Source organism: Halopiger goleimassiliensis (assembly GCF_000455345.1).
GTDB classification, from domain to species: Archaea; Halobacteriota; Halobacteria; order Halobacteriales; family Natrialbaceae; genus Halopiger_A; species Halopiger_A goleimassiliensis.
On record NZ_HG315691.1, the window covers coordinates 491644 to 505737 of the forward strand.

Genomic DNA, 14094 nt, shown 5'->3' on the forward strand with positions numbered 1-14094 from the left:
AAATACCTCGAGGAGAGGGTAGAACGTGACCAACGACGTTCCGAACGGGAGACGTGCGGCCGAGGAGGGCACAGGGGCAGTCTCGAATCTCGTCACCACGACCTCGAACGGTGGCGGCGACGAACTCTACTGTCTGCGGTTGCAGTTCGGCGACGAATCGCCGGCGGCGAAACGGCGGATCGTCGAGCGACTCGACGACGTCCTCGAGACGATCCGGATCGATCCCGGACCCGAGGAGGTCGAAACCAGCGAGACGGTGCGAATCCTGACGACGACGGCGGCCACGAAGAACGTGATCGTCGACGTCGTCGGTGACGACCGCCTCTCGGACGTCGACTGGCAGGAACTCGACCCGGAACACGTCGACCTCGAGTCGAGGGTGGCAAACGACCGCGCGTCGGGGGAGCGAGCGGGCGCGTTCGAGGAACTACAACAGGCGTACGGGGACGATCCAGCGACGATCGAATCCGACGGCGAGGACGCCGCGGACGTCGATCCGACCGCCGTCCAGTCGGCCGACGACGAGGTCACGTTCGACGAACTCGTCGCGTCGATGAACGACGGCGACGCGGATGGAACCGAGGACGAGCGGCAGTCCGAGTCCGAACCCGATCGGGAGCCGGAGCCGGTCGAACCATCGCCCGAGACCGCGCCGGAACCCGCGACGGACGGCTCGCTCGTCGAGGCACTCGCGGCCGAACTCGAGGCGGGGTCGGCCGACCCCGACGCGATCCAAACGCTCGCGGACCACCTCGAGAGCGGGTCCGGAAAGAGCCTGGACGTCCGGCTCAGCCACGTCCAGGCTCGCATGGACGAACTCGCCGCGTACACCGACGCGCTCGAGGAGTTCGTCGACGAGAACGGCACCGGACGGGAGCTGCTCGAGGAGTTGCGAGCCGACCTCGACGCCGTCCGCGAGGAACTCGACACCGCGGGCGAGGAGCGAGCGGCCATGCGCGATCGGCTCGACGAACTCGAGACCACCGCGGCGTCGACGACGGAGCTCGAACGGGCAGTCGAGGACCTCGAGCGAGACGTAGCGGCGACGACGGACGACGTCCAGGGCGACGTCGACGACCTCGAGGAGCGGCTTCGGGCCGTCGAGCGCGACCTCGCCGAGCAGCTTCGGTGGCGACAACAGCTCTCGACGGTCGTCGCTGGCGTCGGCGGGGAGACGGACAACCGGGCCGGCGACTGACGGGAGCCGCGGACTCGAGACGGTCCCGGAGAGAGTACGACCGGCGGGACCCGTTCAGGGTCGTGGCTCGAAGTAGCGCCTGAGCTTTGGCCCGAACTCACCACACAGCGCCGTCACCTCGTCGCCGACCAGGACCTCGTAACCGTCCTCGAGGGCCGTCTCGACGTGGGCACCGAGGCCGACGTCGAAGAGGCGGTCGCTCGCCAGGAAGTCGCGAGCAGTGGTGAACTCACGAGTGCGTTCGGCGATGTACCTGTTCCCCTCGACGAACGGGCCGTACGCGTCCGGATCGTCGGCGTACGTCTCGTAGAAGCCTTTCGCGTGGCCCTGGACGTGGACCGGCGGGCCGCGGTGACGTTCGACGGCCGGCCGTTCGGCGACCGCGAGTTCGGCGAAGATCACCGCAGTGTCGTCGGCGAACGTCGTTCCGCGGAAGACGTCGAAACCGCGATCGTCCAGCCCCTGCGTGATTCCCGAGAGTGACTTGTACAACTGCGGATAGAGCTGATCCTCCACCAGGTCGGGCGCGTCGAACCGGACGGCGACTGGCGTCGTTTTGCGGCGCTCGAGGTGCTCGCGAAGTTCCGATTCAGAGAGGGGGTTGGGCTCCCGGGGCTCGAAGTACTCGAGGGACGGCTCGTCGAGGAACGCGCGGGCGTAGTGCTGCAGTCGGGCCACGTTGGCCGCCGAGCAGACGGCCGCGACGTTGCGTTCCGGGTCGGTCGGATCGACGACGACCAGCGGATCGTCGAACGACTGGTCGGCGGGCGCGTGATCCTCGGGGTCGAGTTCGACCGGTGGCTGCCACTCCGCCGCGGCCTCGAGCAATGGCAGGAAGCCGCCGTACTCGACGACCAGGAGTTCGGTGAGGTAGCCGCTGAACCCCCGCGTCTTGAGGTCGCTGCCGTAGACGCCGATCCCCTTCAGAAAGCCCTTCGTGAGCCGCACGTCGGCCGCGAGGTCGTCGTCGAGTCGCTCCCGCAGGTAGCGGTCGTGAAACGGCGTCCGATCCACCGCCGAACGGATCTCCGTCGCCGAGTCGAGTCGAAAGCAGGGGACGACGTCGACGTCGAACCCCTCGCACTCGCCTTTGACGTAGGGGTGTTCGGCGTACTCCTCGTGGCCGTCGGGCAGCGTCTCGTGGCCGACCGCGAGGCCGTACTCCTCGAGCGTCTCCCGGTCGACGTCGGATGGAAAGCGGACGAAGACGTCGATGTCGCGGTCGCCGCTGATCCACGTCCCGCGGGCGCTCGAGCCGACCAGGGTCGCGTCGGCCCCGTCACACCGCTCCCGTGCGGCCGTCTCGGCCCGCTCGAGGAGCCGTTCGGCGACGGTGCGGAGCTGCTCGCGTTCCTCCTCGTCAGGGTCGAGTCGGTCCCTGGCCGCCTCGACGACGGCCGCAACCGCGTCGCGCTCGCTGTCGGCGTCCTCTTCGCTCATCGCGTGTGCCTACTCGAGGCGCGCGTGAAAGGGTATCGAACACGGGCCGGCAAAGCGAAAGCCCTATCAAATACACCCTGCTACCAGATGATGAGCCGAAGTAGCTCAGATGGTAGAGCACCTCGCTGTTAACGAGGTTGTCCCAGGTTCGAGTCCTGGCTTCGGCGTGTTTTTGCGGAACCCACATCTCGAGAGGAGCGGTAGCTCCGAGCGAATCCGGGTTCCGCAAACACGAGCCAACAGGACTCGAACACGCCGGTCTTCGTCTCGCACCTGTTCGAGTCTTGGCGTCGGCGCTCGAGACTCTCCGAGGGGTTCGTCCGAACGGAACCGAGTAGGCGACCCGTTACGCCTGGGCCGCCGTCGACGCGTCGCGGGCCTCGAGCACCTCGCGAACCCACCGTTCGAGGTCCCGCGTCGGTTCGACGCCCAGGTCCGACCGCATCGAGGCGGGATCGACCGCGAACCGCTCGAGGACCGGCCCCGCGGACGACGGCCGCTCGCGGAGTTCGAGGTCGGGGCTCGAACCGACCAGGTCGCGACGCGCGGCGGCGATCAGCCCGGCCACCTCGAGGACGCTGTAGCTCTCGCCGCTGCCGAGGACGTAGGTTCGGGCGACGGGGTCGGCCTCGGAGAGAAGGTCCCCGACGGCGGCGGCCATCGCGTCCGCGACGTCCCGGACGTGGACGAGGTCCCGTTCCTGCGTGCCGGGCCGATGGACCGGTAGCGCCTCGCCCGCGAGCGCTCGCTCGAGGAAGAAATCGACGACGGAGTCGCCGAGGGTCGTCTCCTCGAGGCTTCCGTAGGGATTCGAGAGGCAGAACGTGACCGACGGCACGCGGCCGTCGGTGACCGTCCGAACGGCGCGTTCGCCGAGCAGTTTGGTGTGCCCGTATGTCGTCTCCGGGATGCGCTCGCTGTCGGCGGTGAGCGGCACCGTCTCGGGACGACCGATCGTCGCGACCGACGAGAGGTGGACCACCGGGACGTCCCGGCGGGCACACGCCCACGCGACGGTCGCCGCGCCGGTTCCGTTGATCTCGAAGGCGTCGTCGGGGCGCTCCGCGCAGGCGTCCGTCCCGACGAGTCCGGCGGCGTTGACGACGGCGTCGACGTCGGCCACGAACGAACGGACGGCCGCCCGGTCCCGGAGGTCGACGGTCGGATACGTCTCGTGGCTCGAGCCAGCCGCGGGAGCGACGTCGTAGCCGCGGTTCCGGAGGACCGACGCGACCGCGCCGCCGACGTAGCCCGACGCCCCGAGGACACCGACGCGATCACGCATCGTCCACACCCCTGGTGCGACCGGTCGTCGGCACGGTCGCCCCCTCGAGTGTCGTCATGGTCGCGCTGACCGGTCGTCCGGGCTTTGTAATTCGAACGCTACAGCCCCGCGGAGGGTATTAGCTCTCCCTACGCCCGCTCTACCGCTCGTTGGCCGTCTAGCAATCCCACGTTTCCTGCCCGTACTGACGACCCAGCCGTCGTTCGACCTCCGTACGGTTGTCGACTCGAGCGAGCGGCTTCGGGGGTCCGGCTGTGCGCTCGAATTAACAATGGCCGTGTCCCGTTCAGCTACGGGTATCCAGATGGACGTCCTCGTACTCACGACCTACGACGAATCGCCGTTCCTGTGCCAGCAACTCGAGGCGCTCGAGCAGCGGGGCGTCTCGACCACGACGTTGCCCGTACCCGGGGACGTGGGCGCGGGGCAGTCGCGTCGGCCCTGGGATTACCTCCGGTACGTCCCCGAGGTGATCCGCGAGGCTCGCAACGGCTACGACCTCGTCCACGCCCACTACGGACTGACCGCGCCGATGGCGCTCGCCCAGCGGCGACTGCCGGTCGTCTGCTCGCTGTGGGGGACCGACCTCGCCGGACCCGGCGGACCGATCTCGCGGGCCTGCGCACCCCTGTGTGACGAAGTCGTCGTGATGACGGAGGGGATGGCGGATCGGCTCCCCACCTCGGCGACCGTCCTGCCGTTCGGCATCGACCTCGAGAAGTTCCAGCCGACGGATCGACGCCGGGCGCGCGAACGAGTCGGCTGGGCCCAGGACGAGCGTCACGTCCTGTTCCCCTATTCGCCCGAGCGGACGGTCAAGAACTACCCTCGGGCCAGAGAGGTCGTCGCCACGGTCGACAACCTGCTCGAGGAGTCGGTGACCCTGCAGGTCGTCCACGGCGTCGACCACGACGAGGTCTCGACGTACATGAACGCGGCCGACGCGCTCTTGCTCACGTCGGAACACGAGGGATCGCCGACGTCGGTCAAGGAGGCGATGGCCTGCAACCTCCCGGTGGTCTCGCTGGACGTCGGCGACGTCCGCACGCGACTCGCCGATGTCGACCCCTCGGTCGTCGCGACGACCGACGACGAACTCGTCGACGGCCTCATCGAGGTCCTGGCGCGCGACGAGCGATCGAACGGTCGGCAAGCCGTCGAGGAGGTCAGCCAGACGGTCGTCGTCGACCGGCTGCTCGAGTTGTACGACCGGACGGTCGACGACGCGACGACCGCCGGGACGGCTCGAGTCCGATCGACGTCCGACTGACCCCGTAAGTGTGTCCCGATGGAACCACCTCGCCCCTCGAGGCGAACTGCTAGTCAGTAACCCAACATTGAACACGGTTGCGCACCCAGCGAGCGGCATGCAACGACGCCTGCTCGCGGGCTGTACCCTCGTCGCGGTCGTCGCGACCGCGGGCAGCCTCTACTTCAGCGAGGTCGTCGGCTACATCCCCTGCGAACTGTGCTGGTACCAGCGGATCCTGATGTACCCGCTCGTGGTCGTCCTCGGAGTCGCAGCCCTCGAGAACCGGGGCGGCGTCTGGAAGAGCGCGCTGCCACTGTCGGGGCTTGGCGTCGTCGTCGCGGCCTACCACAGCCTGTTGCAGGTGACCGCGGACGCCGGGATGATCTGTGGGGTCGGGGCCGGCTGCGGCAGCGTCGACTGGCGCGGCTTCGGCGTCTTCACCATTCCGCGGCTCTCCCTGCTCGCGTTCGTCCTGATCTCGGCCGGACTGATCGCCGTCGCGTGGCGCGAGCGTGCCGACACCCGATAGTCGCGAGTTCGCGTCGCCCGTTGCGGAACGTGTTCGAACGAATACGTATAGGAGGCTGGCACGAGAGTCACCGCCAATGGCACGTATCGAGCGGATTCGGGTCTATCCCGTGAAGGGGTTCGACGGCATCGACCTCGAGTCGGCGAGTATTCTCGAGGGCGGCACGCTCGCACATGACCGGGAGTTCGCGCTGTTCGATAGCGAGGGAGAGGTCGTCAACGGGAAGCGAACGGCGCGGATCCACGAGTTCGAGACCGACTTCGATCCCGAGACGACGACGCTGTCCGTCGTCGCGCCCGACGGCGGGGAGCGCCGTTTCGACCTCGACGACGCCGACGACCGCGACCGGGCCGCGACCTGGCTCGGCGACCACCTCGGCGTCGAGAACCCCTCGCTCGAGCGGGACCGGACGCTGGGGTACGTCGACCGCCGCGAGATGGGACCCTCGGTGATCAGCACCGCCAGCCTCGAGGCGGTCGCCTCGTGGTTCGACGACCTCACCGTCGAGAGCGCTCGGCGACGCCTGCGGGCCAACGTCGAGGTGTCGGGCGTCCCGGCGTTCTGGGAGGACCGCTTCGTCGGCGACGACGCACCGACGTTCGCCGCCGACGGGATCACGTTCGAAGGGGTGACGCCGTGTGGTCGCTGCGTCGTCCCCCAGCGCGACCCCGACACGGGCGAACCGATACCCGAGTTCCAGCAGCGGTTCGTCGAGAAACGCGAGGAGACCTTCCCCGAGTGGGCCGACCCGTCGGCGTTCGACCACTACTACACGCTGATGCTCATCAGCCGGATTCCGGAGGGAGACCGCGGGGCGCGTCTCAGCGTCGGCGATCCCGTCACGGTCTCCGAGTGAGTTCGTCCTCGACGCGGTCGGGAGTCCGTCGCGCGCGACCCGGCTCCGTTCGGATCGAGCAACGGGGAAAGTACCCGGGTACGGATCGCTTACAGCCCGGTAGGGAGACCGAACGAGTTCGGTCTTCGAGCGGCGGATGAGAGTCGATCCCGCGGAACCGTTATTGCCGTCGGTCCCTGCCTCACGACAGCCGAGTCGGACGCGACGTCAGAGGCACGGAACGGCACCGGACCGACTCGGCACTCGCCCCCGCTCCGATCGACACCCCCTCAGGCGGTCGGGCCACCGGAACCGTCCGGTGGCCGTTCGAGCGGGTCGCGTCCCGAACCCGGGCGCGACCGCTTTTCACCCCCTTTCGCCGACGACCACCCGATCATCCCTGAATCCCCAGGAGAGTCGACGCTCGAGCGACGAATTACGCCCGTTCAGCGACGATGTCGGCGAAGTTGTCGAAGATCCGCCTCGCGTCGACGGCCGCGAAGCCGGACTCGCCGTCCGTCCAGCCGAAGTCGGCCACGAGTCGGTCCCGGTGGGCCGCCGTCAGTTCCGGGTGGAACTGCACCGTCCACAGCGGCGCGTCGCGGTGTCGCGTCGCGAACGCACGGTAGTAGTCCGCCCTGCCGACGACCTCGAGCCCCTCTCCGGTTTCGGTGACGACGTCGCCGTGGGCGACGGGAACGGTCGGCGGGACCTCCGCGAAGAGCGGGTCGGAGTCGAGGTCGGCGCGGACCGGACGGCAGGTCGTCTCGGCGGCTTCGACGGTCCCGCCGAGGGCCGCGTTGACCAGCTGGTGGCCGAAACAGATCCCGAGCGTCGGGACCGACCGCTCGAGCAATGCCCGGACGAGCGCCGCCTCGTCGTCGATCCACGGCCGCTCGTCGGCCTCGTAGACGCCGGCCGTCGACCCCGAGAGGACGACGCCGTCGGCGCGTGCGAGGTCGGGCCGCTCCCCGGCCGGGTAGTCCACTTCCCGAACGGTCGCCGGCACGGACTCGAGGGCGTCGGCGATCGCGTCGCAGTGGTAGTCGAAGTCCGGATCGACCTCGTTGCGGACGACGACCAGCATCGACTCCGTCATCGCGAGGGCCTTCGGTCGCGGCGCGAAAAACGATACCGAACGCGGCGATGCACGGGAGGGTCGCGGGACCCTCGAGCAAGTTGAAATCGCAGGGCCGACCCCGATGGACGACACCGTCGATCACTCACGTATGATCGACTACGAGTACCACGAGCCCTCGTTTTCCGGGACGACGACCGAGGAGTGGGACGACCCCCAACTCGAGGACTTCGAGACGGACGACCTGAGCGAGGTGGCCGAGCACTTCGTCCTCTCGGCGTCGGGCTTCCCGCCGGAGAACTTCACGGACCTGAAACTGCCCGTCGTCGATCCGGACGGGAACCTGAACAAGAACGCGCTCGCGACGGCCAAAAGCGGCGGCCGCGGGGTCGGCGCGGTCGAGGACCTCGACGACGAGAAAGCCGAGGACGTCGAATCGTTGATCGACGACCTCGCGAACGAACAGTTCGAGGAGGCGGAGTTCGGCGACTGATGCTGCCGGATTACTGGCGTTCGTCCGGTAGTCCGAGGCTCAAGCGGGACTCGAGCCGGCGGAGCCGCCGCCGCGGACGAGTTTGATGACGCCCTGTGCGGCCAGCCCGATCACCGCCCACTTCCAGGCGAGGACGGCGACTCCGAGCAAGAGGATTGCACGGGTCCGGTTCCCGCCGTTGAAGGCGCGCTTGGCTTCTGCGAGTACCGAGACGACCGTCAGCGAGCGGGTCGTTTTCGACCCGAGGAGTTTGCCGATCGGCATACCCGTGCTTGCCGACTCGGCTGGATAACGACGCGCCCGGAGCGCGCAAGGAGGAGACCAAGCGGTCGGCTCCACCGCGGCCGCCCTGAACTGTGCCGGGTATCGAGCAGGGTTCGAGATCGCGTCAGCCACAAGGCATATTGACCGTACATGTCTTGGTCGCCTATGTCGAACCGAGTCGAGCGGCGACGCTACCTTCAGTGGCTCGCTGCCGGGGGAGTGGCGGGGATCGCCGGCTGTTCGGACGAACTCGACGCGTTCACCGATCCGGGTGAAGACGATACGGCGGAGTTCGCGAGCGGGGGAAGCGACGGAGAGGCAGCTGCCGATGAATCGACCGAAGAGACGGATCTCCGGGACGGATCCGCGGGCGGATGGCCGACGCTCGGCGGCGACCTCGGTAACTCCGGGTCCGTGTCCGGGGCGGACGCGTCGATCGAGACACTGCACCACGGGTGGACGGTCGGACACCGGACCGACGCGATCGACCCGGAGTCGTTCGGCGCGATCGCCGCGGACGGACGCGTATTCTCTTACCGCGAGGAGTTCGACCCGAGTGTGCTCGAGGAGCCGCCCCACGGCGGCGCAGTCGTCGCGCTCGATGCCGACACCGGCGACGTGGAGTGGACGAACGCCCTCCGGGTCTTCGACGAACCGGGGAGGGTACCGAGCGCGTTCGATCCCGGAACCGTCGTCGAAGAGACGCTCTACGTCTGCGCGAACCGGCCCGGCGACGACCCAGACGCGGTGCTCGCGCTCGAGACCGACACCGGCGACGCGCGGTGGACGACGACGATCGAGGGGGACGTGGGCGGCGCGCCGGCGGTCGCGAACGGGACCGTCTACGTCTCGGGCGACGGGACCGTCTACGCGCTCGACGCGGAGACCGGCGACGGGTTCTGGGAGTCGGACGTCGGCAGCTACACCGAAAGCGTCGCGACCGACGGGGACATCGTCGTGGCCGTCCCCGGCGACCGCCTCGTCGGGATCGACGCCTCGAGCGGCGACCTCGAGTGGGAGACGGAGCTGACGTCTGTCGTCAACGACCGCGACAGCCCCGTGCTCGTCGACGATCGCGTGGTTTACGTCCACGAACACACCGGGTTCGTCGTCGACGCGGCGAGCGGCGACGTCCTCTGGCAGACCGAGGACGAGGCGGTCGACGGGCCGAAACCCGCGGTGACGGACGAGATCGCCGTCTTCGTCGACAACGAGCGAGCCGCACACGTCAGCGAGTCGGACGAGGCGCACGTCCGGGCGGTTTCCCTCGCGGAGGACGACGGCGTCTGGGAGACGACGCTTCAGACGAGCGTACTCGCGCCGCCGGTCGTCGCGGACGATCGGGTCTGTTTGCTGGGCATGGACGAAACGCTCTACGTGCTGGACGCCTCGAGCGGCGACCAGGTCGGCGAGGCCTGGTATCGCGGGCGGACGACCGCCGAACCGGCGGTCACGTCCGCGGACGTCTTCGTCGGACACGATCGGGGGATCACCGCGCTCTCGTCCGGCGACCTCGACGCCGCGGCGGACGTCGGCCGCTGGCCGACGGCCGGATACGATCGCGGCAACTCCCGGCGAAACCCCGACGCGACGCCGCCGCGGGACGACCTCGAGCGGGCGTGGGCCGTCCCGGCGAGCGATCCGCGGCCGCCGGTCGTCGCGGACGGCGTCGCGATCGCGAGCGAGCGGGGTGCGCTGTTCGGAATCGACGCCACGACCGGCGACGTCCGGTGGCGCACGTCTGTCGGGCCGGACCGGTCGTTCCCGGCGACGACGCCGACGGTCGTCGACGGCCTGGCGATCGTCGGGACGTCGGAGGGTGCCATCTTCGGCGTTCGGGTCGACGACGGCACTACCGCGTGGGAACTCGACACGGGCGGCGAGTTCAGTGCGCCGTTCGTCGCCGCCGACGGCGTCGTCTACGGGGTCGAGCGGAACGGTGACGTGTACGAAGTCGATCCCGAGAGCGGCGATCACGAGGTGGTCGGCTCCGTCGGTTCGGGAACGACGATCGCTCCGGCGGTCTCGAGCGGAACGCTGTTCGTCTCTCACGGCAGTCTGACCGCGATTTCGAACGACGGACGCCGTCTCTGGGCGGACAACCCCTCGAGATATCCGGCACTGAGTCCATCGGTGCTGGACGATCTGGTCGTCACTGCCGTCAACGACGGCACGGTGCGCGCGTACGACGCCGGCTCGGGGGCCTCGGAGTGGACCACGACCGTCCACGACGTCACCGACGGGGTATCGATGCGGTCGACGGCGGTCGCCGACGGCTCCGTCTTCACGGCCGGCGGAGGAATCGACGGAACGAAACCGACGATCGCCGCCATCGACGGTGAGTCGGGCGAGATCGAGTGGCGGACCGAATTCGAGTCGTCGATCGATACTGCACCGGTCGTCGCGGACGGTCGCGTCTGGGTCGTGACCGACGGTAGCCTTCGAGGCGTGGACCTCGACACCGGCGACGCGTCGGTCTCGAGCGATCTCCTCGAGGACGGAACGATCATCTCCGAACTGGTCGTCACCGAGGATCGACTGTTCGGTGCCGGCCACGACGGCGTCTACGGCTTCGAGTGATCGGTTCGTCCCCACGGCTGCTGGCAGGCGGACGGGGGACGGTGCGGAACTCGAGCCGATCGACTGCGTCGAAACACACCACCGCGTCGGACAACGACCGATCGGTCGGAACCTGACAAAGAGTACGTTCGCGGTTTTCCGACAGTGCGCCTAGACGTCGTCGAACGTGAGATCGCCTTCCCGAATCGCCGCGAGCGTCTCGGCCAGGTCGTCGACCGGCAGCCGTTTCTGCTCGGTCGTGTCCCGCTCGCGGACGGTAACGGTCGTCTCCTCGGCTCGCGGCTCATCGCCGCTCGCGTCTTCCGAGGCGCGTTGCGCCTCGCGCTCCTCGATCGTCTCGAAGTCGACCGTCACGCAAAACGGCGTGCCGACCTCGTCCTGGCGGCGGTAGCGCCGGCCGATGTTGCCCGAGTCGTCGTAGGTGACCGACAGCCCCGCCTCGCGCAGGTCGTCGACGATCTCCTGCGCGACGTCGACGAGTTCGTCGTCGCTCTGGAGGGGGAAGACGCCGACGAACGTCGGCGCGACCTCCGGCTCGAGCGCCAGGTAGGTCCGTTCTTCGCCGTCGACCTCGTCCTCGCGGTAGGCGTGGTGGAGGACGGTGTAGACGAGTCGGCCGACGCCGAAGGAGGGTTCGACGACGTGGGGCGTGATGTGTTCGCCCGCCTCAGTCTGCTCTTCCACGCTGAATCCGGTCTTCTCGGCGGGAATCTCGTGAGTCTCGCCCTCGAGTTCGATCTCGACGGTCTCACCCTCGAAGGCCGACCGGTCCCTGGCCGCCAGCGCCTCGAGTTCCGACACCACGGCCTGGGCGTCGCCGCCGAACTCCGGCCCCAGATAACTCATGTCGGGGTCGACCGTGGCGCGCTCGACGGTCTTGGGCTGGTCGTACTGTTTGAAGATCGTAAAGCGGTCGTCGGAGTGCTCCTCGTGTTTCGAGAGGTCGTAGTCGCTGCGGTAGGCGAAGCCGGCGAGTTCGATCCAGTTGCCGTCGATCTCGCTCTCGGCGTCCCAGCAGTCCGCCGCGTAGTGAGCGCGCTCGCCGGAGAGGTGCTGGCGGAACCGGAACCGGTCCATGTCGACGCCGACCGACTCGTACCACGGTTTCGCGACGCCGAGGAAGTAGGCGACCCACTCGTTGGCGATGATTCCTTCCTCGACAGCCTCGCCGATCGTGATCGCGATCTCGCTTCCGTCCTCGGCGTTTTGCTCGTCGGCCGGATACAGCGTCACCTCGACGTCGGCGACGGACTCGAGGTCCGGTTCGTCCTCCTCGGGGTCGACGAAGTACTCGAGTTCGGCCTGCGTGAACTCCCGGACGCGGATGATCGAGCGCCGGGGGCTGATCTCGTTGCGGTACGCGCGGCCGATCTGGGTGACGCCGAACGGCAGTTGATTCCGGGCGTACTCCTTCAGGCGGGGGAACTCGACGAAGATGCCCTGTGCGGTCTCGGGGCGGAGATAGCCCGGCTGGGACTCACCGGGACCGATGTTGGTGTCGAACATGAGGTTGAAGGCCTCGACGGCCTGGCCCGCGAGTCCAGCACCGCAGTTCGGGCAGACGAGTTCGTACTCGGCGATGACCTCCTCGACCTCGGGGATCGGGAGGCTCTCGGCGTCCTCGTACTCGGTGTTGTCCTCGACGACGTGGTCCGCGCGGTGGCTCTCGCCGCAGTCGGGACACTCGACGAGCATGTCGTCGAAGCCCTCGAGGTGGCCCGAGGCCTCGAAGACGGGTTCGGGCATGATCGTCGGCGCGTCGATCTCCATGTTGCCCTCGGCGACGGCGAACCGGTCGCGCCAGGCGTCCTCGACGTTGCCCTTCAGGGCCGCGCCCTGCGGACCGAAGGTGTAGAAGCCGCCGACGCCGCCGTAGGCTCCCGAGGACTGGAAGAAGTAGCCCCGACGCTTCGCGAGTTCGACGAGTTTCTCGGTCGTCGCGTCCGTCCGTTCGGTGGTGTCGTGTTCACTCATAGAGTGCCTCGAGGAGGTCGACGTCACAGACGATGCCGACCAGTTGCTCGCCCGTGACCATCGGGATCTGTTCGATGTCGTTGCTGATCATCCGCTGGGCGGCCTCCTGGATCGAGGCCCCGCCGGAGACCGTCACCACGTCGTCGCTCATGAACTCCCGGACCGGACCGTTCGGGATCTCGATGTCGCGGGTCGGGAGGTAGCGGCTCCCGACGGCCTTGATCCCCTCCCAGGACCACTCGGAGTCCTGATCGTCGAAGTTGTCGCCGGTCTCCTCCTCGCCCTCGACGATGCGGGCCACGTCGATGATGTCGACCTCCGTGAGGACGCCGCTCATCTCCCCGTCGTCGTCGAGTGCGACGGTATAGGGGACGTTCGCGTAGGAGAGTTCGCGCTCGGCGACGGTCAGTGGCGCGCCGTCGTAGGTCGTGTTCACGTTCTCGCTGGCGTAGGTCTCGACCGTCCCGTCGGTCTCCTGATCGCCGGTCGCGATCGCGTGGATCACGTCGGTGACGGTGACGATCCCCTCGAACTCGCCGTCGACGACGGGGACGCGGCGCGCGTTCTCCTCGACCATCGTCCGGGCGACGTCCTCGAGAGTAGTGTCGGCAGTCGTGGTCGGGACGTTCTCGTCCATCAGCATGACGAGTTGGTCCTCGTCCGGCTGTTCGATCAGGGCGTCTCGCGAGATGAGTCCCCGATACTCCGGCCCGTCGTCGCCGTCGTTGACGATCGGCACCGACGAGAACGGCTGCTCTTGCAGGTACTCGAGGACGTCGGACCGCGTCCCCGGAAGATCGACGGTCACCACGTCCTCGCGGGGCGTCATGGCGTCGGCTACGTTCATATCCCCAGGGTAGGGCGAAAATGCGTATAAACCCAGTGTTTCGCGCGCCGCGTCGCGGACGATCGATCAGGGCAAACGGACAGTCCGATTCGACGAGTTTATAGGTGGCTGAGTGAGAGTCACATACATGGCGACGAACCCCCCCGCCATGGCGGACGCCGACACGATCGTCGGTTCGATCGACTCGAGCAGTGCGAGCGACGGCGACGAGTACGTCATCGCGGACATCTCCGCGGACGACGCGTGGCTGTCGATGGAGGCCGAAGACGCACCGACGCTGCCGGCCTGGCGATAGGGGGTGTGGGGACCCGGGGTGTCG

13 protein-coding genes and 1 tRNA gene are annotated in these 14094 nt (G+C 68.2%); 8 read left to right on the plus strand and 6 right to left on the minus strand.

Features of this window, described 5'->3' with window-relative positions; genetic code table 11:
- Positions 1 to 25: 25 nt before the first annotated feature.
- Complete coding sequence (locus TX79_RS17145; protein ID WP_049928853.1) at positions 26 to 1198, plus strand: hypothetical protein; 1173 nt, start codon at positions 26 to 28, stop codon at positions 1196 to 1198.
- A gap of 54 nt (positions 1199 to 1252) precedes the next feature.
- Here TX79_RS17145 and cca read toward each other — a convergent pair whose 3' ends face one another.
- Positions 1253 to 2638: a CCA tRNA nucleotidyltransferase gene (gene cca / locus TX79_RS17150; RefSeq protein WP_049928854.1), complete on the minus strand. Its 1386-nt coding sequence runs from the start codon at positions 2636 to 2638 to the stop codon at positions 1253 to 1255.
- A 94-nt stretch (positions 2639 to 2732) separates the two neighbouring features.
- Here cca and TX79_RS17155 point away from each other — a divergent pair.
- Positions 2733 to 2805: transfer RNA gene (locus TX79_RS17155), tRNA-Asn, on the plus strand.
- Positions 2806 to 2984: 179 nt separating this feature from the next.
- Here the strand turns inward: TX79_RS17155 and TX79_RS17160 are convergent.
- Entirely contained in the window at positions 2985 to 3923 is a 939-nt protein-coding gene (locus tag TX79_RS17160) for an NAD-dependent epimerase/dehydratase family protein (RefSeq protein ID WP_049928855.1), read from the minus strand.
- Positions 3924 to 4194: 271 nt separating this feature from the next.
- On the opposite strand from TX79_RS17160, the gene TX79_RS17165 reads away from it, so the two are divergent.
- The 3 genes from TX79_RS17165 (at position 4195) to TX79_RS17175 (ending at position 6560) form a co-directional block, all read left to right on the plus strand.
- Positions 4195 to 5193 carry a glycosyltransferase family 4 protein gene (locus tag TX79_RS17165; protein WP_081655631.1) on the plus strand — a complete coding sequence of 333 codons (999 nt, stop codon included), beginning with the start codon at positions 4195 to 4197 and terminating at the stop codon, positions 5191 to 5193.
- Positions 5194 to 5290: 97 nt separating this feature from the next.
- Positions 5291 to 5704: a disulfide bond formation protein B gene (locus tag TX79_RS17170; protein WP_049928857.1), complete on the plus strand. Its 414-nt coding sequence runs from the start codon at positions 5291 to 5293 to the stop codon at positions 5702 to 5704.
- A 76-nt stretch (positions 5705 to 5780) separates the two neighbouring features.
- Entirely contained in the window at positions 5781 to 6560 is a 780-nt protein-coding gene (locus TX79_RS17175) for an MOSC domain-containing protein (RefSeq protein ID WP_049928858.1), read from the plus strand.
- Positions 6561 to 6975: 415 nt separating this feature from the next.
- Here TX79_RS17175 and TX79_RS17180 read toward each other — a convergent pair whose 3' ends face one another.
- The gene (locus TX79_RS17180; protein WP_049928859.1) at positions 6976 to 7638 is read right to left on the minus strand and encodes a type 1 glutamine amidotransferase; all 663 of its coding nucleotides are present in this window, start codon (positions 7636 to 7638) and stop codon (positions 6976 to 6978) included.
- 130 nt (positions 7639 to 7768) lie between these two features.
- Here TX79_RS17180 and TX79_RS17185 point away from each other — a divergent pair, with 130 nt between their 5' ends.
- A complete protein-coding gene (locus TX79_RS17185; protein ID WP_049929256.1) occupies positions 7769 to 8110 on the plus strand; it encodes a hypothetical protein in 342 nt (113 codons plus the stop codon).
- A 39-nt stretch (positions 8111 to 8149) separates the two neighbouring features.
- On the opposite strand, the gene TX79_RS17190 is transcribed toward TX79_RS17185, so the two are convergent.
- Positions 8150 to 8374, minus strand: a complete 225-nt coding sequence (locus TX79_RS17190) for a hypothetical protein (protein WP_049928860.1) — start codon at positions 8372 to 8374, stop codon at positions 8150 to 8152.
- 165 nt (positions 8375 to 8539) lie between these two features.
- Between TX79_RS17190 and TX79_RS17195 the strand changes: the two genes are divergently transcribed.
- Positions 8540 to 10954, plus strand: coding sequence for an outer membrane protein assembly factor BamB family protein (locus tag TX79_RS17195; RefSeq protein ID WP_049928861.1), 2415 nt, complete (start codon positions 8540 to 8542; stop codon positions 10952 to 10954).
- A gap of 150 nt (positions 10955 to 11104) precedes the next feature.
- Here TX79_RS17195 and glyS read toward each other — a convergent pair whose 3' ends face one another.
- Both glyS and TX79_RS17205 read right to left on the minus strand, forming a co-directional pair.
- Positions 11105 to 12928, minus strand: coding sequence for a glycine--tRNA ligase (glyS, locus tag TX79_RS17200; RefSeq protein ID WP_049928862.1), 1824 nt, complete (start codon positions 12926 to 12928; stop codon positions 11105 to 11107).
- Positions 12921 to 13775, minus strand: a complete 855-nt coding sequence (locus TX79_RS17205) for a CBS domain-containing protein (protein ID WP_049928863.1) — start codon at positions 13773 to 13775, stop codon at positions 12921 to 12923. The genes glyS and TX79_RS17205 overlap by 8 nt, the downstream gene beginning before the upstream one ends.
- Before the next feature lie 127 nt (positions 13776 to 13902).
- Here TX79_RS17205 and TX79_RS19760 point away from each other — a divergent pair, with 127 nt between their 5' ends.
- Positions 13903 to 14070, plus strand: coding sequence for a DUF7556 family protein (locus TX79_RS19760; RefSeq protein WP_195892530.1), 168 nt, complete (start codon positions 13903 to 13905; stop codon positions 14068 to 14070).
- Positions 14071 to 14094: the final 24 nt, after the last annotated feature.